At 67.3% G+C, this 21,914-nt stretch carries 21 protein-coding genes and 1 pseudogene; 12 read left to right on the top strand and 10 right to left on the bottom strand.

The window, feature by feature from the left end:
• The 3 genes and pseudogenes from ON37_RS02490 to ON37_RS02500 all read left to right on the top strand — a co-directional run.
• A pseudogene (locus ON37_RS02490) lies at positions 1 to 325 on the top strand (cell surface protein); the annotation flags it as partial.
• A gap of 11 nt (positions 326 to 336) precedes the next feature.
• Positions 337 to 849, top strand: a complete 513-nt coding sequence (locus ON37_RS02495) for an ImmA/IrrE family metallo-endopeptidase (RefSeq protein ID WP_040716105.1) — start codon at positions 337 to 339, stop codon at positions 847 to 849.
• Positions 850 to 1,042: 193 nt separating this feature from the next.
• Positions 1,043 to 2,068 (top strand): hypothetical protein, encoded by a 1,026-nt coding sequence (locus ON37_RS02500; RefSeq protein ID WP_040716106.1) that lies wholly within the window; start codon positions 1,043 to 1,045, stop codon positions 2,066 to 2,068.
• Positions 2,069 to 2,266: 198 nt separating this feature from the next.
• Here ON37_RS02500 and ON37_RS02505 read toward each other — a convergent pair whose 3' ends face one another.
• Complete coding sequence (locus ON37_RS02505; protein WP_014348820.1) at positions 2,267 to 2,683, bottom strand: helix-turn-helix domain-containing protein; 417 nt, start codon at positions 2,681 to 2,683, stop codon at positions 2,267 to 2,269.
• A 358-nt stretch (positions 2,684 to 3,041) separates the two neighbouring features.
• Positions 3,042 to 4,208, bottom strand: coding sequence for a steroid 3-ketoacyl-CoA thiolase (locus ON37_RS02510; protein ID WP_040716107.1), 1,167 nt, complete (start codon positions 4,206 to 4,208; stop codon positions 3,042 to 3,044).
• A 213-nt stretch (positions 4,209 to 4,421) separates the two neighbouring features.
• Here ON37_RS02510 and ON37_RS02515 point away from each other — a divergent pair, with 213 nt between their 5' ends.
• A complete protein-coding gene (locus ON37_RS02515; protein ID WP_051031066.1) occupies positions 4,422 to 5,630 on the top strand; it encodes a cytochrome P450 in 1,209 nt (402 codons plus the stop codon).
• Between the two features lie 92 nt (positions 5,631 to 5,722).
• Here the strand turns inward: ON37_RS02515 and ON37_RS02520 are convergent, their stop codons facing one another.
• The 4 genes from ON37_RS02520 to ON37_RS02535 form a co-directional block, all read right to left on the bottom strand.
• A complete protein-coding gene (locus ON37_RS02520) occupies positions 5,723 to 6,145 on the bottom strand; it encodes a nuclear transport factor 2 family protein (protein WP_040716109.1) in 423 nt (140 codons plus the stop codon).
• A gap of 114 nt (positions 6,146 to 6,259) precedes the next feature.
• Positions 6,260 to 7,426: a thiolase family protein gene (locus tag ON37_RS02525; RefSeq protein WP_040716112.1), complete on the bottom strand. Its 1,167-nt coding sequence runs from the start codon at positions 7,424 to 7,426 to the stop codon at positions 6,260 to 6,262.
• A 67-nt stretch (positions 7,427 to 7,493) separates the two neighbouring features.
• On the bottom strand, positions 7,494 to 8,525 hold the full coding sequence (locus tag ON37_RS02530) for a thiolase family protein (RefSeq protein WP_040716113.1): 1,032 nt from the start codon (positions 8,523 to 8,525) through the stop codon (positions 7,494 to 7,496).
• A gap of 15 nt (positions 8,526 to 8,540) precedes the next feature.
• Positions 8,541 to 9,536 carry a Zn-ribbon domain-containing OB-fold protein gene (locus ON37_RS02535; protein WP_051031067.1) on the bottom strand — a complete coding sequence of 332 codons (996 nt, stop codon included), beginning with the start codon at positions 9,534 to 9,536 and terminating at the stop codon, positions 8,541 to 8,543.
• Between the two features lie 104 nt (positions 9,537 to 9,640).
• On the opposite strand from ON37_RS02535, the gene ON37_RS02540 reads away from it, so the two are divergent.
• From ON37_RS02540 to ON37_RS02560, 5 genes are all read left to right on the top strand, one after another.
• Entirely contained in the window at positions 9,641 to 10,678 is a 1,038-nt protein-coding gene (locus ON37_RS02540) for an LLM class F420-dependent oxidoreductase (RefSeq protein ID WP_040716115.1), read from the top strand.
• A gap of 205 nt (positions 10,679 to 10,883) precedes the next feature.
• Positions 10,884 to 11,777 (top strand): AMP-binding protein, encoded by an 894-nt coding sequence (locus ON37_RS02545; protein ID WP_245552960.1) that lies wholly within the window; start codon positions 10,884 to 10,886, stop codon positions 11,775 to 11,777.
• A 168-nt stretch (positions 11,778 to 11,945) separates the two neighbouring features.
• On the top strand, positions 11,946 to 13,595 hold the full coding sequence (locus ON37_RS02550; protein ID WP_040716116.1) for an acyl-CoA synthetase: 1,650 nt from the start codon (positions 11,946 to 11,948) through the stop codon (positions 13,593 to 13,595).
• Between the two features lie 218 nt (positions 13,596 to 13,813).
• Entirely contained in the window at positions 13,814 to 14,803 is a 990-nt protein-coding gene (locus ON37_RS02555) for a sigma-70 family RNA polymerase sigma factor (RefSeq protein WP_040716117.1), read from the top strand.
• 245 nt (positions 14,804 to 15,048) lie between these two features.
• The gene (locus tag ON37_RS02560; protein ID WP_040716234.1) at positions 15,049 to 16,476 is read left to right on the top strand and encodes an MFS transporter; all 1,428 of its coding nucleotides are present in this window, start codon (positions 15,049 to 15,051) and stop codon (positions 16,474 to 16,476) included.
• A gap of 84 nt (positions 16,477 to 16,560) precedes the next feature.
• On the opposite strand, the gene ON37_RS32660 is transcribed toward ON37_RS02560, so the two are convergent.
• Positions 16,561 to 16,704: a hypothetical protein gene (locus ON37_RS32660; protein WP_157171330.1), complete on the bottom strand. Its 144-nt coding sequence runs from the start codon at positions 16,702 to 16,704 to the stop codon at positions 16,561 to 16,563.
• A 247-nt stretch (positions 16,705 to 16,951) separates the two neighbouring features.
• Complete coding sequence (locus tag ON37_RS02565) at positions 16,952 to 17,836, bottom strand: LysR family transcriptional regulator (RefSeq protein WP_040716119.1); 885 nt, start codon at positions 17,834 to 17,836, stop codon at positions 16,952 to 16,954.
• Between the two features lie 116 nt (positions 17,837 to 17,952).
• On the opposite strand from ON37_RS02565, the gene ON37_RS02570 reads away from it, so the two are divergent.
• Together ON37_RS02570 and ON37_RS02575 are read left to right on the top strand one after the other, a co-directional pair.
• Complete coding sequence (locus ON37_RS02570; protein WP_040716237.1) at positions 17,953 to 18,738, top strand: alpha/beta fold hydrolase; 786 nt, start codon at positions 17,953 to 17,955, stop codon at positions 18,736 to 18,738.
• Positions 18,739 to 18,771: 33 nt separating this feature from the next.
• A complete protein-coding gene (locus ON37_RS02575; protein ID WP_040716120.1) occupies positions 18,772 to 19,584 on the top strand; it encodes an alpha/beta fold hydrolase in 813 nt (270 codons plus the stop codon).
• A gap of 45 nt (positions 19,585 to 19,629) precedes the next feature.
• Here ON37_RS02575 and ON37_RS02580 read toward each other — a convergent pair whose 3' ends face one another.
• Positions 19,630 to 20,046 (bottom strand): VOC family protein, encoded by a 417-nt coding sequence (locus ON37_RS02580; RefSeq protein WP_040716121.1) that lies wholly within the window; start codon positions 20,044 to 20,046, stop codon positions 19,630 to 19,632.
• Between the two features lie 155 nt (positions 20,047 to 20,201).
• On the opposite strand from ON37_RS02580, the gene ON37_RS02585 reads away from it, so the two are divergent.
• Positions 20,202 to 20,804 (top strand): AAA family ATPase, encoded by a 603-nt coding sequence (locus tag ON37_RS02585; RefSeq protein WP_051031073.1) that lies wholly within the window; start codon positions 20,202 to 20,204, stop codon positions 20,802 to 20,804.
• On the opposite strand, the gene ON37_RS02590 is transcribed toward ON37_RS02585, so the two are convergent.
• Complete coding sequence (locus ON37_RS02590) at positions 20,801 to 21,898, bottom strand: acyl-CoA dehydrogenase family protein (protein ID WP_040716122.1); 1,098 nt, start codon at positions 21,896 to 21,898, stop codon at positions 20,801 to 20,803. The genes ON37_RS02585 and ON37_RS02590 overlap by 4 nt on opposite strands.
• Positions 21,899 to 21,914: the final 16 nt, after the last annotated feature.

Below are 21,914 nucleotides of genomic sequence, written 5' to 3' on the forward strand. Positions count from 1 at the left end.
GGTTCCCGCGGTGTCGGGTATCCCGGGCGCCCCGATTGTGGTCGCCGCTCCGCCCGCACCCGCCGCCGCTCCACCGGCCGCTCCGCCCGCGTCCCCGGCCGCCCCCGCGGCACCGGCGCCCGCACTGGCCCAGCCGAATCCGGCGGTACGCCCGACCGCCAGCAGTAGTGGTCTGCCCGAGGTCGAAACGTTGGCGGTGCTCGGTGGTGTGGTGGCCATGGCGCTGGCCGCGGCCGGTTCGGGCGCCGTGAGCTTCCAGAGCGCTTCCGCCGCGCAGGCGCGGGTCGACGCCGCGCGCGCGGAGTTCTTCGGACCGAGGGCATGAGGGGCCGCGAGATGACCGAGAGCCGGATTCAGACGGGCCGCTCCTACCGTCGGGTCGCCGCGGCCGTGGACGCGGTCTGCGCGGTGGCCGCCGATTTCGACGCCACCACACTGGACGAGGTGGTGCTCGCGGTCTCCGCCGAACGCGGGCGCCTCATCGAGATCGCCGATGCGCAGCTCGGCCCGGGCGTCTGTGGTCAGCGCCGCAGCTATCCCGACAAGGACGTGATCGTGCTGGCGGCCGCGCTGCCCAGCCGCGATCACACCCTGGCGCACGAACTGGGGCATGTGGTCTTCGACCATCCGGGTGAACCGGCCGCCGAAGTGACCCTGGAGGCCAGCGACGATCTGATCGCCTACATGCTCTCCCAGCGCGCCCACCAGCAGATCGTCGACGACGGTCAGGACGAGCAGTACGAATGGGAGGCCGAGACCTTCGCGAGCATGCTGATGACCCGGCTCCGGGTGTTCAACAACCGCGGCGCCGGCGTCTCGGTGCTCCGCTTCGACGAGGCCCTCGGATGACCGGGTCAGGGGCCGGAGGCGGCAGCGTGCGTCACCACGGAGGCCCCCTCGGTCATCCGCGAAGGGCTCCGATGAGCGAGTCAGGGGCCGGAGGCGGCAGCGTGCGTCACCACGGAGGCCCCCTCGGTCATCCGGGGCCCGCCCGGCTCATCGGGTCGGGTTCGGCAGTTACGACGGACACAGGATTGGAACTATGACGTTCTGGTTGACGGCCCTGCTGGTCTGGATGGCCGCCGGCGCGCGGATCGGCCGCGTCCTGGTGAAGCCGGCGACCACGGCCCGGGTGGCGATCGTCGTCGCCGTCGCCGCGGTCGCCGCGGCCGCCACGCTGGGTATTCCGGAGATCGCGGTGGCGGTGGATCATCTACTGCCGCAGGGGATTCGCGGGCAGGCGCTGGCCGACCGCCTGGTGGTCGCGACCTGGCTGCTGTTCGCGGTCGCCACCTCCGTGGTGGCGGCGGCCGCCTGGCCGGTGGTCTCGCGCCGTAATCTGCGTCAAATCGCCTGGCTGGTCTACGGATTCGGGGCCGTCGTGATCGCCGCCACCATCGCCTGGTCGATTCTGTTCGGCTGGATCATGACCTTGATCGGCTGTGTCTTCATCGCGGTGACCGGCCTGCGCAATCTGGACTGGACGGCGCTGGGCCGCGGGATCGCGCTCTACACCACGGGCACCGCGGTGGCGGGAATCCTTGCCGCCCTGTCGGTTCGGCGGCTGGCGATCGGTGAGGTTCCGGTGCGCCCGGGCGATCCGGGCTGGTTCTGGCCGGCCTGGCAGCTGGCGAGTCTGCTGATCGCGGTCGGCGCCGTGTGGATCGTGATCGAGTTGTGGGTGCGGGCGCGGCTGTTGCTGCGGCAGATCCGGGCCCTGCATCGGACGATGATCAAGCGCTTCCCCGAGGTGGTCGCCCATGAGCAGACCGTGTCGGCCACGCAGCTGAAGGCCTCCGATCAGGTAGCGCAGATCATGGACGCGCTGTATCTGCAGACCGGCGGTGGACTGGAGCTGGCCGCGGCCGGGGTGCCCGCGCGCTCGGTCACCGAACGTGCCGAACGGGTGGCGCGGTGGGCGCGCAATCCGCTCGGCGACGAGATCGTCGACGCCCGCTGGATCGCCCCGCCGGAGGGGTTGAGCCCACGCGGCTGGGTGCAGGCGATCGCGCGCGCGTTCGAGCACACGGCCACCGAGCGCAACTCGGCTGCGGCACAGACTGATTGACCGTTCGTCCGAATCAGTGGGCCGTCCGCATCGGGACCGATACGCGGCGGGCGGCGCCGATGATGGTGCGGCCTACTGATGGCGGAGGTTCGATGGTTCGAGCGCACGACAGAGACCGAAGCGTCGCCGCTTCGGTCGATTCACAAAACAAACACAGTGCGGTTCCGAGTACCGCACTGTGTTGTCCTGTGGAACGTGCTATTCCGTGCCGTCCGGTGGAACCTCGGGCAGACCCTCACTCGCCCGGAGCTTTTCGGCCATCGAGGTCAGAAGGTTCTGCGACTCTTCGGAGAGATCGAACGCCCTGCTCGACAGTCGTCGCAGTCCATAGCCCTGCAGCTGGGACAGCAGCTCCAGATCATGGTCGATCTTGGCGGCGTAGATGTCGTTGAAGAAGTAGTCCGGTTTGACCTTGAAGAACTTTGCCAGTGCGGCAACCGTCTCATCTGAGGGGTTGGTCCGCTGCCCCGACCGCAGCTGCGAGAGATACGGTTTCGAGATCGGATGTCCGGAGGCGGTGAGCGCTGCCGCCACCTCCGCATTGGTGTGCGGCTTACGCCCCGGGGGATGCACGGTTTCGAACAGCTTGTTCAGCCGCGCCGCGAAATCAGCCATTGTGAGCCGCCCAATTCCCTTCGCTGTACTAACAGTCGTTATCTCGGATACGTATCATTGATATTAGCGGCTGAGTAACTGAAAACCTACGCCTGATTCAGGATTTCCTTGAAGCTTCCAGGTCGGCCGTCCGGGAACTGTTCAGCATCGGGACGTTTGCGGGGTGCCGTCGCCTCACTTGCCATGAGGCAGTACGCTCCGGTTCTGGCCCGTCGGGCGAGTCTCGCTCAATGGGCCATCGATAACCGAAAGATAGCTGACGTCTCATCCTTTTGTCTGTATCGCAGTTTGTGTGGCGTACGACACGTCCACGCGCTGTGAGGATGAACGTTCAACCTCGGTTGAAATCTGTGCGGTATTACAACCGCTCGATGATTGTCCCGGTCGCAAGTGCGCCACCGGCGCACATGAGGACCATCGCGACCGACTTGTCGGATCGTTCCAGCTCGTGCAGGGCGGTGGTGATCAACCGGGATCCGGTGCTACCGACCGGATGTCCGATCGCAATCGCGCCGCCGTTGACATTGACCCGATCCATATCCGGCTTGTGCACCGAAGCCCACGACAGCGGCACCGAGGCGAAGGCCTCGTTGATCTCGAACAGGTCGATATCGGCGATGCTCATGCCCGACTTCTCCAGCAGCCGGGTCGTCGCCTGTACCGGGCCGTCGAGATGGAATTCCGGTTCCGCGCCCACGAGGCACTGGGTGACGATCCGGGCGCGGGGCTTCAGCCCGGCTCGGGCGGCGGCCTGTTCGTCCATCAGAAGTACCGCGGCCGCACCGTCGGAGATCTGCGAGGAGGTGCCGGCGGTGTGAATTCCGCCCTCCAGCACCGGCTTCAGCTTCGCCAGGCTCTCCCGGCTGGTTTCGCGAAGCCCCTGATCGCGGACTACGTCGAGCTTCTCGCCGGTGAGGACGCCCTCCTTGTCGACCTGCGGTGCGCCGGTGATGGTCAGTACCTCGCGGTCGAACCGGCCTTCCGCCCAGGCCTGGGCGGCCAAACGCTGTGAGCGCACGCCGAATTCGTCGACGTCGTCGCGGGTGATGCCGCGCCGCTTGGCGATTCGTTCGGCGGCTTCGAACTGGTTGGGCATATCGATGTCCCAGCTCGCGGGCCGCCGGGGTCCGGCGTTCTCGCCCACGTTGGCGCCGAGGGGCACGTGACTCATCGATTCGACGCCGCAGGCGACGCCGATCTCGATCGCGCCCTGGGCGATCTGGCCGGCGATCAGGTGGTTGGCTTGCTGCGCCGATCCGCACTGGCAGTCGATCGTGGTGGCGCCGACCTGCCAGGGGAGTCCGGCGTGCAGCCAGGCCGTGCGGGTGACGTTGTTGCCCTGTTCACCGACCTGCATGACGCAGCCGCCGATGACCTGTTCGACCAAGGCCGGGTCGAGGTGCGCGCGTTCCAGTACGCCGCGCTGGGCGGCGCCGAGGACCTCGGCGGCGTGCAAGCCGGCGAGCCAGCCGTTGCGTTTGCCGATCGGGGTGCGTGCGGCCTCGACGATGACGGGGGTGCCCATAACTTCAACCTTTCGAACAGAGACTGAATCAGCCCGGAAACTGGAACAAGTTCTGTGGATGTACTGAGGGCGGACTATGGCTTCTTTACTACTGATACCACCTATGCTGCAATGAAGGTAGAACGTGTTTCAGTTAGCCGAAGGAGACAACTGGTGGTTGACGCCCAAGTAGCTCCGAACCTTCCCGAAGGGTTCGACGCGACAGATCCCGACATGTGGGCCCGTGGGGTCCCGGTCGAAGAGTTCGCGGAACTACGCCGGACCGCGCCGATCTGGTGGAATCCGCAGTCGCCGGAAGTCGGTGGCTTCCACGACGACGGCTTCTGGGTCGTCACCAAGCACGCCGATGTCAAGGAGGTGTCGCGGCGCGACGACTTCTCCACCTACGAGAACACCGCGATTCCCCGCTTCAACGACGACATCCCGCGCGAGGCCATCGAGCTGCAGCGGCACATCCTGATCAACAAGGACGCGCCCGAGCACACCAAGCTGCGCAAACTGATCTCCAAGGGTTTCACGCCGCGTGCCATCAACGGGTTGCGCGCCGAACTCTCGGCCCGTGCCAAATCGATCGTCGAGGCTGCCGCGGCCCAGGGCGCCGGCGATTTCGTCACCCAGGTGGCTTGTGAGCTGCCGCTGCAGGCGATCGCCGAGCTGATCGGAGTGCCGCAGGAGGACCGGATGAAGGTCTTCAAGTGGTCGAACGAGATGACCGGATACGACGACCCGGACAGCGACGCCGATCCGGCCGCGTCGTCGATGGAGATCCTCGGTTACGCCTGGCAGATGGCCGAGGCGCGCAAGGCCGAGCCCGCCAACGACATCGTCACCACGCTGGTCAACGCCGATATCGACGGGGAGGCGCTGACCTCCGAGGAATTCGGGTTCTTCGTCATCCTGCTGGCGGTCGCGGGTAACGAGACCACCCGCAACGCCATCACCCACGGCATGATCGCATTCCTGGAGAATCCGGATCAGTGGGAGCTCTACAAGCGGGAACGGCCGGCCACCGCGGCCGACGAGATCATCCGCTGGGCAACTCCGGTCAGCTCCTTCCAGCGGACCGCGCTGGTGGATACCGAACTGTCCGGGGTGCAGATCAAGAAGGGCCAGCGCGTGCTGCTGATGTACCGCTCGGCCAATTTCGACGAGGAGGTGTTCGAGAATCCCTACACCTTCGACATCACCCGGGACCCCAACCCGCATCTGTCCTTCGGTGGAACCGGCGCTCACTTCTGCATCGGCGCCAACCTGGCGCGACTGGAGATCGATCTGATCTTCAACGCGATCGCCGACCATCTGCCCGACATCACCAAACTCGGTGATCCGCAGCGCCTGACCTCCGGCTGGCTCAACGGCATCAAGGAGTTCCAGGTCGATTACAAGACAGTGCCGCCTCTCCGGGACTCCAGCGTGTCGTGAGACGGTGGTCGGCCTGGTCGTCGGGCTGATGGACCTGGACACGGAAAGGGCGGGCACCCACGGTGCCCGCCCTTTCCGCGTCCGGTCCGGCGCTATTCCTTCCGCATGGTTTCCATCGCGCGATCGGTTTCCCAGAACGCGCGCAGTGCCACGATCTTCCCGGCGTCGTCGACCTTGTAGGTGAATACGCCCTCGGCGTCGATGACGTGTCCGCCCAGGTGGGTGCGGATCAGGCCGGTGAACGCGACCTCGTTACCGCAGGCAAAGGAATCCCCGAAGACGAAGTCGATCGATTCGGTCGGGGCGATCGCCTTGTCCCAGAACGCGGCGATCGCCTCGTGGCCACGATGGCCGACACCCTCGGGATCGAACACCGAAGGCCCGATCGGGTCCTCGACGATGCCGTCCTCGGCGAACAGCGCCAGCCACGCGGCCTTGTCCCGGGCGCGCACCGCGGCCTGCGACGCGCGCCCGGCGGTGCGCGCCGGATGCTCGGTGGTTGTGGTAGTGGTCATCTCGAACTCCCGGCTCGGCGGTATCGGTGAATTTGCTGATGGAATTGCAAATGTGCTTTCCGTAGCGTTCCGGTGGCTTTCCGGCGGTCCGGAAATACCGTCCGGAATACGCGTTCACCGCGGTTCCGAACCCACCACCCACATGGAGAAGTACTGTGAACCGCCACCATAGGCGTGGCCGAATGCTTTTCGAGCGCCTTCGACTTGGTAATCGCCGGCCCGGCCCATTACCTGCTTGGCCGCTTCGGCGAACCGGATCAACCCGGAGGCGCCGATCGGGTTGGAGCTCAGCACCCCGCCCGAGGGGTTGACCGGCAGCTTTCCGCCGATCTCGGTCTCGCGGGCGTCGACCAGCTTCCAGCCCTCGCCCTCGGGGGTGAAGCCCAGATTCTCCAGCCACATCGGCTCGAACCAGGAGAACGGTACGTAGATCTCGGCCGCGTCGATCTCCTCCAGCGGATTGGTGATTCCGGCCTGCTGCCAGAGCGCGGCCGCGGCATCGCGACCGGCCTGCGGGTTGACCTGGTCACGGCCGGAGTAGGCCAGCGGTTCGGTGCGCATGGCCGTACCGTGCACCCAGGCGACCTTCTTGCCGGATGCCTCGGCGGCCCTCGCCGACTGCTCGTCCCCTATCACGATCGCGCACGCGCCGTCCGAGGAGGGGCAGGTTTCGTCGAAACGCACCGGGTCCCAGAGCATTTGGGAGGCGAGCACCGATTCCATGGTGATATCGGGCTGCCGCAGATGGGCGAAGGGGTTCTTCGCGCCGTTGCGGCGATCCTTCACCGCCACCATCGCGCCGATGTGCAGGGGCGCGTTCGCTCGCCGGATGTAGGCACGCACGTGCGGCGCGAAGTAGCCACCCGCGCCCGCGCCGACGGGCATCGTGAACGGCACAGGGTTCGACAGCGCCCACATGGCGTTGGATTCGGACTGCTTCTCCCAGCAGATCGCCAGCACCCGGCGGAAGACGCCGGCCTGCACGTGATTGGCGGCAACCACGCCGGTCGATCCGCCGACCGAACCGGCGGTATGTACGCGAAGCAGCGGTTTTCCGGTGGCGCCCAGGGCATCCGCCATGAACAGCTCCGGCATCATCGAGCCCTCGAACAGGTCCGGCGCCTTACCGACGATGACCGCGTCGATATCGGCCATGGTCAGGTCGGCATCTTCGAGGGCGCGATCGATTGCCTCGCGGCACATTCCGGCCATCGAGACATCGGTCCGTTTCGTCACGTGATGGGTTTGTCCCGTGCCGAGTACAGCGGCGTGGTTACTCATCGTGCCTCCTGTGCTTTGCGGGACACCCGCACCCGGTCGGCCCGATAACCGGGCTGCGCATTGTCGTTCATCGTGCCTCCAGGGTGGCCACAAGGTTCTGCTGCAGCGCCGGGCCGCTGGTCGCGTGGGCCAGGGCTCGGTCGGCGTTGCCGTTCATGATTTCGTCGGCCGCGAAGCCGATGCGTTCCAGCCCGGCGGCGAACATCGGATTACCGGCCAGCGCACCACCCGAGGGGTTGATGCGGGTGGCCTCGCCGAGGCCGATGGCCTGTTTCAGGATCAGCTGCTCGTGGCTGAAGGTCGCGTGCAGTTCGGCGATGTCGAAACCGCCGGTGTCACCACCGGTGACGGCCCGGGCCGCCGCCGCGGTCGAGGGCGAAGTCGTCAGATCGCGCGCGCCGAACATCGGCGTGTCGATGCGATGCGCCATCCCGGTGAGCCAAGCGGGTCGCTCGCACAGTTCGCGGGCCTTGTCGCCGCGGGCCAGCACGATCGCGGCCGCACCGTCGGTGATCGGCGCGATATCGTGTTCGCGCAGCGGAGCCGCGACATACGGTGCGGCGAGCCGCTTTTCGATCTCGGCCTCGTCGGCCGCGGAAACGGCGGCCATATCGCGTTCGGTCCACACCCCGGCATCGAGTCCGGCGCGGGCCTGCAGACCGGCCACCGACACCGCGTCCGGCCACAGCGGGGCGACCAGATACGGATCCATCTGCAGGGTCAGCACCTGCCGCAGGGTGCCCGCGGAGGGCTTGCCGAAACCGTAGACCAGGGCCGTATCCACCTGCCCGGAGCGGAGTTTCACCCACGCCTCGTACAGGGCCCAGGCGGCGTCCATCTCGACATGCGATTCGTTGATCGGCGGCACCGCGCCGATGGAGTCGATCGCGGAGATGAACGAAAAGGCGCGACCGGCAAGGTAATCGGAGGATCCGGAGCACCAGAAGCCGATATCGGAGACGCCGATGCCCAACTTCTCGTACAGCTGCTGGAAGCACGGCACCAGCATTTCGACACCGTTGGTGGTGCCGTAGGTTTCGCGGACGTGCGGCGCGTGGGCGAACCCCACCACCGCGATATCTGTTGCGTTGTCGCTCAAGGTGTTTCGCCTCTTCTAGAGATGGTGCCGGTAGGTCTCGTAGTCCGCGTCCGGCTCGCCGTTGGGCTCGAAGTGGTCCACGTTCTCCAACGTGTAACCCCACTCCTCGCGCGGCTTCCACACGGCCTTGACCCGCATGCCCATGCGCACGTCGGCGGCATCGCAGCCGAGCACCCGGTGCAGCACCGGGATGTCGGATCCGTCGAGCAGAACGTAGGCCGCCACGAACGGCGGCTTGATCTTCTGACCCATGAACGGCACGTTGACGATGCAGAAGGTGGTGATGGTGCCGGTATCGGATACCTCGACCATCTCGTCGGTCGGCCGGCCGTCGATCGGATCGGCACCGCGTGCGGGGAAGTAGACCTTGCTGTCGGAGTCGGCGCGCCCGCCCAGCAGCCGGCCCTCGGCGAGTGCCTTCAGATACTTGGTCTCGGTCGGCGAGGCGGTGTGCTTGTAGCGCAGGTCGATCGGGGTGATGATGCCGGTAACGGGTTCACCCGCAACGGAATCCGACGGCGCCGCGGAGGTGTCACCGGGCTCGACGCAGGCGATGTCGTGGATGGTGCCGGTGCGTTCGGTGGCCCAGCGCACCCGCACCCGCATACCCGTGTGGACCTCCTCGGGCGAGGCCACGTCGAGAGCGTGCAGTAGTGCGGTGTCGGCCCCGTCGAACTTCACCAGCGCCCAGGCGAACGGCCGGTCGAACGGCTGGCCGGGCAGCGGATCGGCGACCCAGCTCCAGCTCTGCACCGTGCCGACATCGGAGACGTCGACGAAGTCGGTCAACGCCTGCGCGGTCACCGGATCGAATTCCGCCGGTGGCACGATCACCCGGCCGTCGCTGCCGCGGACGCCGACGATCCGGCCTTCGCGCAACCCGGTCAGGAACCGCCCGATGGTCGGTCCGACCGAGCGGGTGTAGTCGAACTTCATTCGTAGTTCGGCGCTGAGTACCTCGGGTGCGGGTTCCGCTTCCGGACCGCTGCCTTTCGCGATTGCGCCGGTCATGGTGTTCCCATTGGTCACGATATCGAGTAGAACAGGTTCTTATTCTGGTGGCAAGAGCTACCTGGAAAGGTGTCCGGCTACGGGCTCGGTGGAAGGAGTCGACGATGCGGTTCGGATTGCAGCTCGGATATTGGGGCGCGGGGCCGCCGCCCAACGCCGGGGAGTTGGTCGTGGCGGCCGAGGCGGCCGGCTTCGACGCCGTCTTCGCCGCCGAGTCGTGGGGTTCGGATGCCTTCACGCCGCTGGCGTGGTGGGGTTCGTCCACGCACCGGGTCCGGCTGGGCACCTCGGTGGTCCAGCTGTCCGCGCGCACACCCACCGCCACTGCGATGGCCGCCCTGACCCTCGACCACCTCAGCGGTGGCCGCCATATCCTGGGCCTCGGCGTGTCCGGGCCGCAGGTGGTGGAGGGCTGGTACGGCCAGCCGTTCGCCAAGCCGTTGCAGCGGACCCGGGAGTACGTCGGCATCATCCGGCAGGTGCTCGCTCGCGAGGCGCCGGTGATCAACGACGGTGTGCACTACCGGTTGCCCTACGCCGGGCCGGGTTCGACCGGGCTGGGTAAGCCGCTCAAGCCGATCACCCATCCGCTACGTGCGGATCTGCCGATCTGGCTTGGTGCCGAAGGGCCCAAGAATGTGGCCCTGACCGCCGAGATCGCCGACGGGTGGCTCGCGATCTACTACACCCCGCGATTGGCCGGGATGTACGACGAGTGGCTGGACGAGGGCTTCTCCCGGCCGGGTGCTCGGCGTTCGCGAGAGGATTTCGAGATCGCCGCGAGCTGCCAGGTGATCATCACCGACGACGCCCGCGCCGAAATCGACCGGATCAAACCGGTGATGGCGCTCTACATCGGGGGCATGGGGGCCGAGGAGCTGAACTTCCACGCCCAGGTCTACCGCCGGATGGGCTACGGCGCGGAGGTCGACGAGATCACCCGGCTGTTCCGGTCCGGCCGCAAGGACGAGGCCGCCGCTGTCATCCCGGACCAGTTGATCCTCGATACGGCGATCATCGGCGACGAGGATCATGTGCGTTCCCAGCTGAAGGTCTGGGAGGCGGCCGGGGTCGGGATGCTACTGGTGACGGTCCGTGACGTCGGTCAGCTGCAGCGGTTGGCGCCCCTTGTTCAGCAGTAGAACGCGTTCTAAATTCGAGGGATGACTTCGATGGCGCCGACGCCCCGGCTGGGCCTGTGGAACATCGCGGCCGACACCCCCGACCGAATCGCCATCGTGGATCCCTCGGGGCGGGAGGTCCGTATCGGGAGTTGGCCGAGCAGGCCGACCGCATCGCGCGCGGTCTGCAGGCCAAGGGTTTGCGGCCCGGCGATGTGCTGTGTCGATGGTGCCCAACAGCACCGAGGCGCTGGCGGTGTACTGCGCGGCCTACCAGGCCGGGCTGTACATCGTCGCGGTGAACCGGCATCTGACCGGTTCCGAGGTCGCCTACATCCTCGGCGACAGCGAGGCTCGGATGTTCGTGGCCGACGAGCGCTTCGCCGCGGCCGCGACGATCGCCGCGGACGAGGCGAATATCGCTGCGCGCGACCGGTATTCGGTCGGCTCCATCGAAGGCTTCCAGCCGCTGGCCGAACTCGGCCGGGGCGAGTCCGGCCGGCCCGACGTGCACACCACCGGGGCGCCGATGTTGTACACCTCGGGAACGACCGGACGGCCCAAGGGAGTTCGGCGTCCGTTGACCGGCGAGGATCCCGATCTGATCGGACCGGAGTCGACCGGCGCGGAGGTACCGGCCGGTGTGGTCGGCCAGGTGTATCTGAAGATGGGCGGATCCAGCTTCGAGTACCACCGGGATCGGGCCAAGACCGAGGACGCGCGCGTCGGTGATCTGTTCACCGTCGGCGACATCGGGCACCTGGACAAGGACGGATATCTGTTCCTGCACGACCGGCGGTCCGACCTGATCCTGTCCGGGGGTGTGAACATCTATCCGGCCGAGAACGAGGGTGAGTTGATCACGCATCCGAAGGTCGCCGATGTGGCGGTGTTCGGTGTGCCGCATCCGGATTGGGGTCAGGAGGTCAAGGCGGTCGTCCAACCGGCCGAGGGCGTGGTCGGCGACGAGGCGCTCACCGGCGAACCGATGGCGTTCGCCGCGGGCCGCCTGGCCGAATACAAACTGCCGAAGAGCATCGACTACCTGCCCGAACTGCCGCGCGATCCGAACGGCAAGTTGTCCAAACGCAGACTGCGCGAGCGGTACGCCTCCGCGTAGCCACAGCGGAGGCAACACTGCCCACGAGCCCGCCCGGAACGAGCCGGGCGGGCTCGACGTCGTCGGCAGAATACGCCTTCCGGGAAAACTCCTCGGCGCTTCCACCGAATTAGTAAACTGCGTTAATTAGGTCTTGTCAGCAGAGAGAACACGTTCTATTTTGGTCCTGTGAGCTACAACATAGCGGACCTTGTCGAACACACCATCGACCTCGTGCCGGACCGTGTCGCGCTGGCCGACGACGTCCGCTCGGTGACCTATGCCGAGCTGGAGGATCGAGCCAACCGACTTGCGCACTACCTGCAAGAACAGGGTGTGCAACCGGGTGACAAGGTCGGCATCTACTCGCGCAACACGATCGAGGCCGTGGAGGCCATGGTCGCGATCTTCAAGGCGCGGGCAGTAATGATCAACGTGAACTTCCGGTACGTCGAGAACGAGTTGCAATACATTTTCGACAATTCCGATATGGTCGCGCTGATTCACGAGCGTCGTTACAGCGACAAGGTGTCGGCCGTGCGGCCGAACACGCCGAAGCTGAAGACGGTCGTCGTAGTGAACGACGGTACCGAAGCCGAGGTGCCGTTGCCGTCGGATTCGGTGGAATACGAAGCGGCACTGGCGGCCTCGTCGGGTGAGCGGGACTTCGGTGATCGCTCCAACGACGACATCTTCATGATCTACACCGGCGGCACCACTGGCATGCCCAAGGGCGTGATGTGGCGGCACGAGGACTGGTGGCGGGTGCTCGGCGGTGGCATCAACTTCGTGACCGGGGAGGCCATCGAGGACGAATGGCAGCAGGCCAAGGCCGGCGCCGCCGGGCCGCAGATGGTGCGCTATCCGATTCCGCCGATGATTCACGGCGGCTCCCAGTCGGCGACCTTCCACGGCCTGTTCGACGGCGGGAAGACGATCATGCTGCCGGAATTCAGCGCGCACGGCGTCTGGCAGGCGATCGATCGCCACGGCGTGAATCTGATCTTCATCACCGGTGACGCGATGGCGCGGCCGATGCTCGACGCGCTCAAGGAGGGTAACCCGGAAACCGGTGCGCCATACCAGCATTCGAACCTGTGGGCGATGGCGAGCAGCGCGGCGCTGTTCTCGCCGGCCTTGAAGGACGAGTTCATCGAGCTGCTCCCCAATACGGTGATCACCGACTCCATCGGTTCGTCGGAAACCGGGTTCGGCGGACTGTCGGTCGCGGCGAAGGGCGCCACCCACACCGGCGGCCCGCGGGTCAAGATCGATGCGTCCACCGCGGTGCTCGACGAACAGGGCAATCCCGTCGCGCCCGGTTCCGGGCAGGTCGGCGTACTCGCCCGGACCGGCAATATCCCGCTCGGCTACTACAACGACCCGGTGAAGACCGCGGCGACGTTCAAGGAGTTCAACGGGATCCGCTACTCGATCCCGGGTGATTTCGCCCGCGTCGAGGAGGACGGCACCGTGACCATGCTCGGTCGCGGTTCGGTCAGCATCAACAGCGGCGGCGAGAAGATCTACCCCGAAGAGGTCGAGGGCGCGCTGAAGTGTCATCCGGAGATCTTCGACGCGTTGGTGATCGGCGTGCCCGACGAGCGGTGGGGGCAGCGCGTCGCGGCGGTCGTCCAGTGCCGGGGTGCCAACCGCCCGACCCTCGAGGAGCTGCGCCCGATCCTGACCAAGGAGATCTCGTCCTACAAATTGCCGCGCAGCCTGTGGTTCGTCGACGAGATCAAGCGCTCGCCGGCCGGTAAGCCGGATTACCGCTGGGCCAACGAACACGCGCAGTCGCGGCCCGCCGACGAGGAGTCGCAGGTTCCGTCGAAATAGATAGCTCGCCGAAGTAAATAACGGGCAATCGCTCTCGCCGCGTTCGGGCCTCGGGTTCCGAGCGCGGCGATTTCATTTCGTCGCCGCCCCGTCGCACGGGGGCCGCGCATGGCGTAATTCGCCATCGCAGCGGTGCTGCCTGCTCAGCCTGGCGGATGCGATCGATGCCCCCGATTTCGGGGTGTTTTCTGTCGGTGCCCTGTGCCACAGTGATCCGCATGAGCGAAAATGCTTCCGCCGGCACCGTCGACGACGTGCTGCAGCAATTCGAGGGCTATCGGCGGGAGCTGTGTGCTTACGCCTACCGGATGCTCGGATCCTCGTTCGAAGCCGAGGACGCCGTACAGGAGACGTTCACCCGGGCCTGGAAGGCCTACGACTCCTTCGAAGGCCGGTCCAGTCTGCGTTCGTGGCTGTACAAGATCACGACCAACGTCTGCCTGGACATGTTGGACGGTCCGCAACGCCGGGCCCGCCCGATGGATCTGTCGGGGCCGTCGAGCCCGGACAGTCCGCTGCCGCCGCCGCAGCCGGATTACGTCTGGGTCGAACCGATTCCGAACGCCTTGGCCTTCGGCGCCGACCCGGCCGAACATGCCAGCACCAAGGACTCGCTGCGACTCGCATTCGTCGCCGCCTGCCAGCATCTGCCGGCCACCCAGCGTGCGATTCTCATCATGCGTGAGGTGTTGCGATTCTCCGCCAACGAGACGGCCGAGATGTTGACGATGTCGCCCGCCTCGGTCAACAGCGCGCTGCAACGAGCCCGGGCGACGATGTCGAAGGTCCAGCCGTCGCCGTCGGGTGGTTACGACGAATCCGACGATCAGCAGCGCAAACTCGTCGACGGTTTCGTTCGCGCCTTCGAGGCCTACGATATGGACGCGCTGACCTCGCTCCTGAAACAGGATGTCGCACTGTCCATGCCGCCCATCGAGCTGTGGGTCTCCGGCCCGGAGAACGTCGCGCGGTTCATGCAGTCGCCCGGCCCTTCGGCCTGCCGGGGTTCGCGCCTGGTTCCGCTGGAGGGTGCCAACGGACTTCCCGCCTTCGGCCAGTACAAGCCGACCGCGGAACCGGGGGTGTTCTCGCCCTGGTCGATCACGGTCCTGGAGTTCGACGGTCCGGCGATCAGTGGGCTGAACTTCTTCCTCGATACCGACCGACTGTTCCCGCTGTTCGGATTGCCGCCGGAACTGCGGGACTGATCGCTTTCGGCGCAGGGCCCGCCGGTCGTCACGACCGGCGGGCCCTACTCGTTTTCGGGCGGCGGGCCGTTCGGCCGCAAACAGGGCGGGGCGAAGTGCGGCGAGTCAGGTCAATACCCCTGGGGGTATGACATGTCTCACAGGGTGAACCCGTATCGGACGTATACCCCATGGGGGTATACAGAAGTGGTTCGAAATCGTACGGGCGCAACCGATGCGCCCACGCCCAAGGAGTGAGGATGTCGATGTCCACTCGGGTATCCGCGCCGCCGTCGCGGCGCTGGTTCGCATTGGCGCTGATCGCAATGGCTCAGTTCATGGTCATCATGGACACCTCGATCATCGGGGTCGCCCTACCGGAAATGCAGAGCTCGCTGGGCTTTTCGCAGGAGGGGCTGTCGCGGGTCTTCAACGCCTACGTCATCGTCTTCGGCGGATTGCTCCTGCTCGGTGGCCGGCTTTCCGATATCGCGGGTGCTCGCCGCGTCTTCCAGGCGGGCTGGATCGTGCTCGGCATCGGATCGCTGGTCGCGGGGCTGGCGGGCACGCCGGTCGTCGAGTTGATCGGTCGTGGTGTGCAGGGCGCCGGTGCCGCATTGATCGCGCCGTCCGCGCTGACGCTGCTGATGATGGTGTTCGGCGCCGATCCGAAGGAGTTGACGACGGCCTTCGCGTTCTACGGCGCCGCCGCTCCCGCCGGCGGCACCGCAGGGGTGTTCCTCGGCGGTCTGATCACCGAATATGCGTCGTGGCCTTGGGTTTTCCATATCAACATCCCGATCGCCGTGCTGGCTGTGGTGGCTGCCGCGGTGTTGGTTCCGGGCGGTACCGCCGAATCCGGCGGTTCGGTCGATGTGCTGGGCGCCCTCACCGCGACCCTGGGGCTGGGGGCGGCCGTCTTCGCCGTCGTGCGGGCACCCGAGGCCGGGTGGGGTTCGGGGTCGACCTGGGCCGGGCTGATCGTCGCGGTCGCCCTGCTGGCGGGTTTCGTGGTGTCGCAGGCGCGCCGTCGCGCCCCGTTGATGCCGCTGTCGATCTTCCGCGCACCCGACCTCGGCGCGGCGAATCTGGCCCAAGTGCTGCTGGGGGCGGCCTGGGTGCCGATGTGGTTCTTCCTGAACCTGTATCTGCAGCAGGTCCTCGGCTATTCGGCCTTCCCGTCCGGTGCGGCGCTGCTGCCGATGACGGCGCTGATCATGGTGGGCATGATCGCGCTGTCGCCGAAGCTGTTCGCGCGGTTCGGCGCCCGCGCCATGATCGTCACGGGCCTGCTGGTGCTGGCCGTCGGGCTGATCTGGCTTTCGTTCATTCGGGCCGACGGCATCTTCTGGATCGACGTGCTGCCCGGCTCGCTGCTGGCCGCGCTGGGCATGTCGCTCGCGTTCGTGCCGTCGCTGCAGACCGCCATTTCGGCGGCAGCGCCCGAGCAGGGCGGATTGGCCTCCGGATTGGTGAACACCGGCTATCAGATCGGATCGGCGCTGGGTTTGGCGGTAGTCACCGCGATCGCCTCGGCCGCCGGTGCCGACCGGGTCGGTGATGCCGACGCCCTCACCGATGGGTTCTCCGCGGCCTTCGGCGCCGCTGCCGCGATCGCGGTTGTGGCGGCGGTGCTCGCCTGGGTGACCTTCCGCGCGCCGGCTCGGCGGGACCGAGTTCCGGCGAGTGTGTGAGCATCGATCGGCGTGCGGCCTCCGGCGTGGCCGGGGGCCGCACGTCCGCGGGGGTGAAGCGAAACAGGTTGTGCCCCAGCCTTACTAGTCGATCGCCTTGGCGGTCAGCCAGATGGTGACCACCACGCCGGCCGCCACCGCCATGCCGAGGTGGTCGGGGGAGCGGGCGTAGTCGTAGCTCGAGAGCGCGGCGATAACCGCCATGACGAAGATCAGCAGACGCTTCACGGGTATACCCCCACCGTTCGGGGATTCAAGCATACGAGACGTGAAAGAGTTTGTGCCACAGTCCATTAGGACATATCGAGCGGTATCGCATTGCCGAGTGTTCGCGCCCGTCACGATGTCGATCATTCGCCCGGTTTGCTCGCGGGCCCGCCGCAGTGACCGGCGGGCCGTGGCGCCGTTAGCCCCGCGCCGATGAATCCGGTTGGGGCGGAGGTTTTTCCACGGTGGCCCGGTACCGCCGTCGTGGTCAGTCGGTGACGGCGTGGCAGGCCTCGATGAGCGAGCGCAGCTCGGCGCGTGGAGGATCGGGTCGCACCACCAGATAGCTGGGCATCGTCGGTTCCGGATTGCGCAGTGGACGCCAGACCACACCCGGGAACGACAATTGCGCCGCTTGGGCGGCGTAGTACACGGTCCAGCTCGGTGCGCCGAAGCCGATCGCGGCCAGCGTGTCCTGTTCGGTGGTGAACTCCGGGCCGAAGGCCGGTTCGAAGCCGGCCTCCCGGCAGGACTCGACCACCAGGTCGAACAGGGCGGGATTGCGGGCGCGCCGCACCAGCCGCAGCGGTAGCTCGGCCAGCCGGGCGAGTTCGACCTCGCGCAGCACCGCGAGGTCGTGCCGGGCGGGAATCGCGGCCACCAGACGGTCGGACCACAGCGGCAGCAGTTCGAGGCCGGGCTCGTCCCGGTACCCGCGCACGATCGCCGCATCGAGCTCGCCCGACCGAACCCGTTTCATCCGATCAGCGGTGTCGGCATCGACCAGCTCGACCCGAGCCGCGGGGGCGTAGCGGCCGAAGGCGACGAGGATGCTCTCCAGGCGCGCGCCCAGTCCCGTGCTGGTGCCCAGCCGGACCGTGCCGGTGCGTTCGGCGCGCAGATCGTCGATGGCGGTGCGGGCCTGCGCGACCGCGGTGAGCACCTGCTCGGCGTGTGGCAGCAGGCGCCGGCCGGCTTCGGTGAGGCGGACGGTGCGGGTGGTCCGCTCGAACAGGGCGACCCCCAGCTCCCGTTCCAGCCGGGTGATCTGCTGACTGACCGCCGACTGGACGATGTGCAGTCGCCGCGCCGCGCGCCCGAAATGTAATTCCTCGGCCACGATCAGGAAGTACTGCAACTGCCGGAGCTTCACGGCCGGATATTAATCAGTTCTGGTGAACAGTGCCGGCTCGGTTCGCCCATTTTTCCGCTGCGCCGATCGCGGTTTCCTGGACACGTCAATGCCGAGCTCAACGGGAAGTGATCGCCATGCCATACCTCACCGTCGACGACGTCCGGCTCTACTACGAGGATCAGGGCGCCGGACGACCGCTGCTGTTCGTGCACGGCTGGGGCACCAGCGGCCGGGTTTGGGGCGCGCAGCAAGCCGAGCTGGTGAACGAATTCCGGGTGGTCACCGTGGACTGGCGCGGCTGCGGACGTTCGGACCGGCCGGTCACCGGGAACACCCTGCCGGGGGTCGTGGCCGACCTGGTCGAGTTGATCGCGCGGTTGGGGCTGGAGCATCCGATCGTGGTCGGCTCCTCGGTCGGCGCGACCTTCGCCACCGAACTGGCCCTGGCCCATCCGGACCTGCTCGGTGGTGTGGTCGCGGTCGACGGCCCCGCGTACTGGCCCGGACAGGGTATGCCGCTGGCCGAGATCATCGACGGGATGCGATATCGCAGAGCGGAATTTGTCGCGAACTGGGTGCCGAACTGGTATGCGCCGGGTACCGCGAGCGCGCTGATCGATTGGACCGTGCGCCAGATCCTGGATTCCGGCGTTCATATCGACGAACTGTTCCGGGCCTTCGCCAGCTACGACCCACGGCCGCGACTTCCGCTGTTGCGGACGCCGATTCACTATCTGCACGGCGAACTGGACGCCGAGATTCCGGTCGCGGTGGCACGGGTCTGCGCTGCGCTCACTCCCGGCGCGGGCGTGAGTGTGATCGCGGGCGCCGGGCATATGCCGCAGCAGGAGCGCGCGGCCGAATTCACCGCCGCACTGCGCCGGGCCATTGCCGGCTTCGCCGGGACGGCCGCCGCCTGACATTCGACGAACACGACATCCGAGGATTATTCGATGCATTTCGCAACAGCCCGACTCACCGGCGGCGATGCCGAGGTCGCCTACGATCTCACCGGATCCGGGCCAGCGGTCGTCCTGATTCACGGCACCGCGGCCGGGCGGGACCAGTGGGCGGCTCTCACCGCCGAAATCGCCGATCGCTACACCGTGCTGGCGCTCGACTATTCGGGCTCCGGCGACACCGTCGACCACGGCGGGCCGCTGACCGTCGCCGATCTGGCCGCCGAGGTGCGCGCCGCCGCCGACCACGCCGGTCTCGACGAATTCCATCTCGTCGGGCATTCCCTCGGCGCGGTGGTCGCCGCCCACCTCGCGGGGACGGCGCCCGATCGGGTCCACTCGCTGCTGATGCACGCGGGCTGGGTGCGCACCGACACCCGGATGGATGCCGAGTTCCGGCATTGGATCGACCTGTTGCGCGCCGACGCCGCGCACGGCACCACACTGTTCGCGCGGGCGCTGCCGCTGCTGGCGTTCGGCCCGCGCTATTGGGAGCGGGCCACCGCCGAAGACAACGAGGCACTGGTCGAGCAACTGGCGGGCGCGATCGCCCGGGGTGCCGCCCGGCAGACCGAGGTGGACCGAAACGTCGATCTGACCGATCTGCTCGGCCGGATCATCGCACCGACGCTGGTGCTCGCCAGCGCCCACGACCGTGTCGTCCCGGCCACCCAGCAGCAACGGCTGCTCGCCGCGATCGCCGATGCCCGCTATGCCGAGATCGACGCCGGGCACGGGGCGCCCGGTGAGGATCCGGCCGGATTCCACGCCAAGATCGTCGGCTTCCTGGACGAGCAGTCGGCGTGACCGCCGCCGGGTGCGCGGTCCGTCTGCCGCTCACCCGGCGGCGCCTCAGTTTCCGGGATGGTCCATCCAGAACGCCTCCCACTGGTGACCGTCCGGATCGACGAAGGCGCGGCTGAACATACCCACCGCTTCCTCTTGGGCGCGCTTGTCCTCGCTGACCTCTTCGGTGGCCCCGGCCGCCACCGCGGCGGCGAGCAACGACTCGACCTCGGCCGCACTGCTCAGTGACAGGGCATAGATCGACCCGGTCGCGGCGCGGGTGTCGGCGATCGGGCGGTTGGTGAAGGTCTCGAAGAACGGCCGGGCCAGCAGCATCAGGCAGATGTTGTCGTCGACGACGACGCAGGCGGCGTTCTCGTCGGTGAAGTCCGGATTCACCTTCCAGCCCAGCGCCTCGTAGAACGATTCGGACCGCTCCAGATCCTCGACGGGGAGATTGATGAAGATCATCTTGCTGGCCATGCTCGGTCCTCTCGCGGCATCGGTATGTGTCATCAGTTGCGACGCCGCGGGCCCGGCAAACTCATCGGATCACCGCTGGAGTGGTGGCGAGCCGCGCCACTGCCGTGCCGGAAAACAGGTCGCGGCCGAGCGATCCCGGCCGATACTGTCCGATCGTGTCGAATGGTGCGGACAGTTCCGACGGCCGGTTCGCGGCGGATGGCACGACCGGGGCCGTCTATCTCGTCACCGGTATTCAGGCGGCCGGAAAGTCGACGGTCGGGCAGGCGCTGGCCGAGCGGCTCCCGCGTTCCGCACATGTCCGCGGTGACGTGTTCCGTCGCTTCGTCGTCGGCGGGCGTGCCGAGATGTCGGATGCCCCGAGTTCGGAAGCGTTGCGGCAGTTGCGATTGCGCCATCGGCTGGCGGCCGCCACGGCCGACGCCTACGCGGCCGCGGGATTCACCGCGGTGGTCCAGGACGTGGTACTGGGCGATCTGCTGCCGTGGATGGTCGAGCAGATCTGCACCGATCCGTTGTACGTGGTCGTGCTGACGCCGAGCCCGGCCGCGGTGGCTCGGCGAGAGGCCGGCCGGGACAAGAAGGCCTACGGCACCTTCACGGTGCACCAGCTCGACACGATTCTGCGCGCCGAAACCCCGCGCCTCGGATTATGGCTGGACACAACCGATCTCACGGTCGATGCGACGGTGGACGAAATACTCGCCCGGGCCGAACCGGTGGAGCGGCGGTTCGACCCGGGCGAGCGCCTGCGTTAGTGGGCCTCGGCCAGGAGGGTGCCCAGCGCACGCAGGTGGTCGGTGGCGCCGCCGAGCGCGAATTCGTTGTGCTTGGCGGCGGTGAAATAGCACTGGACGATATGGTCCCGGTCGATGCCGACACCACCGTGCACGTGGACGGCGGTGTGCGCGATGCGGTGGCCGGCCTCGGCGGCCCAGAATTTGGCGGTGTGGATCTCGGCGTCGGCCGCCAGTCCCTCGTCGACCCGCCACGCGGCCTGGGTCACGGCCAGCCGCAGCCCCTGCAGGTCGATGTAGCCGTCGGCCAGCCGCTGCGCGACCGCCTGGAAGCTGCCGATCTTGCGATTGAACTGCTCACGCTCACGGCCGTATTCGGCGACGAGTTCGACCGCGCGCTCCAGGGTTCCCAGCTGCTGTGCGGCCAGGCCGAGCCAGCCGCGGTTCAGCAGCCACGTGAGGATTTCCGCGCCGTCGTCCACGGTGCCGATCAATTCGGCCGGGGTGGCATCGAATTCGATCTCGGCCTGCGGGCTGCGGTCGACCACCTGCTGGGGTGTGACGCGGGCGTCCGCCGGGTCGACCAGGAATACCGCGGCCTTCCCGGCGACGCCGGCGGGCACCAGGATTCGCGCGGACCGGTCGGCGAAGGGAACCACCGTCTTGGCGCCGACCAGTTTCCAGCCGCCGTCCTCGGTCGCCGTCGTGGTGGGCTTGGTCGGCTCCCAGTTCCGCTCCTCCGACAGCGCGACCGTCAGAACGATCTCGCCCGCACCGGCTTTCGCCGCGAGCTCGCGCTGTGCCGGGCTGCCCCAGCGGGCCAGCGCACCGGCGCCGAGCGCGACCGACCACAGGTACGGCACCGGGGCGGCGGACTTGCCGAGCTCCCGCAGGATCGCGGTCTGTTCCAGCACCCCGAGTCCGCTGCCGCCCACCGATTCCGGTAGTGCCGCCGCGAGTACCCCGGTCTCGGCCAGCGAACGCCACAGCTGTTCGTCGAAGCGGACCTCGGCCTTGTCCAGTTCCCGCAGGCGGTCGGCGGTGACCAGTTTCGCGCAGACCTCGCCGGTCAGCCGCGCGAGATCCTGCTGCCCTTCGGTAAGTGTGAAATCCATTGGTGATACCTAGCTT

This window comes from Nocardia veterana NBRC 100344 (assembly GCF_000308855.1).
Classification (GTDB): domain Bacteria; phylum Actinomycetota; class Actinomycetes; order Mycobacteriales; family Mycobacteriaceae; genus Nocardia; species Nocardia veterana.

Bases quoted from the DNA above. Each gene is read 5' to 3' on its own strand.
- ON37_RS02510 (WP_040716107.1), bottom strand. From the start codon at position 4,208: ATGGGCACCCCCGTCATCGTCGAGGCCGCACGCACCCCGATCGGCAAA.
- ON37_RS02505 (WP_014348820.1), bottom strand. From the start codon at position 2,683: ATGGCTGATTTCGCGGCGCGGCTGAACAAGCTGTTCGAAACCGTGCAT.
- ON37_RS02515 (WP_051031066.1), top strand. From the start codon at position 4,422: ATGTGGGCCCGTGGGGTCCCGGTCGAAGAGTTCGCGGAACTACGCCGG.
- ON37_RS02520 (WP_040716109.1), bottom strand. From the start codon at position 6,145: ATGACCACTACCACAACCACCGAGCATCCGGCGCGCACCGCCGGGCGC.
- ON37_RS02500 (WP_040716106.1), top strand. From the start codon at position 1,043: ATGACGTTCTGGTTGACGGCCCTGCTGGTCTGGATGGCCGCCGGCGCG.
- ON37_RS02575 (WP_040716120.1), top strand. From the start codon at position 18,772: ATGCATTTCGCAACAGCCCGACTCACCGGCGGCGATGCCGAGGTCGCC.
- ON37_RS02590 (WP_040716122.1), bottom strand. From the start codon at position 21,898: ATGGATTTCACACTTACCGAAGGGCAGCAGGATCTCGCGCGGCTGACC.
- ON37_RS02535 (WP_051031067.1), bottom strand. From the start codon at position 9,536: ATGACCGGCGCAATCGCGAAAGGCAGCGGTCCGGAAGCGGAACCCGCA.
- ON37_RS02570 (WP_040716237.1), top strand. From the start codon at position 17,953: ATGCCATACCTCACCGTCGACGACGTCCGGCTCTACTACGAGGATCAG.
- ON37_RS02545 (WP_245552960.1), top strand. From the start codon at position 10,884: ATGGTGCCCAACAGCACCGAGGCGCTGGCGGTGTACTGCGCGGCCTAC.
- ON37_RS02495 (WP_040716105.1), top strand. From the start codon at position 337: ATGACCGAGAGCCGGATTCAGACGGGCCGCTCCTACCGTCGGGTCGCC.
- ON37_RS02555 (WP_040716117.1), top strand. From the start codon at position 13,814: ATGAGCGAAAATGCTTCCGCCGGCACCGTCGACGACGTGCTGCAGCAA.
- ON37_RS02525 (WP_040716112.1), bottom strand. From the start codon at position 7,426: ATGAGTAACCACGCCGCTGTACTCGGCACGGGACAAACCCATCACGTG.
- ON37_RS02580 (WP_040716121.1), bottom strand. From the start codon at position 20,046: ATGGCCAGCAAGATGATCTTCATCAATCTCCCCGTCGAGGATCTGGAG.
- ON37_RS02560 (WP_040716234.1), top strand. From the start codon at position 15,049: ATGTCCACTCGGGTATCCGCGCCGCCGTCGCGGCGCTGGTTCGCATTG.
- ON37_RS02540 (WP_040716115.1), top strand. From the start codon at position 9,641: ATGCGGTTCGGATTGCAGCTCGGATATTGGGGCGCGGGGCCGCCGCCC.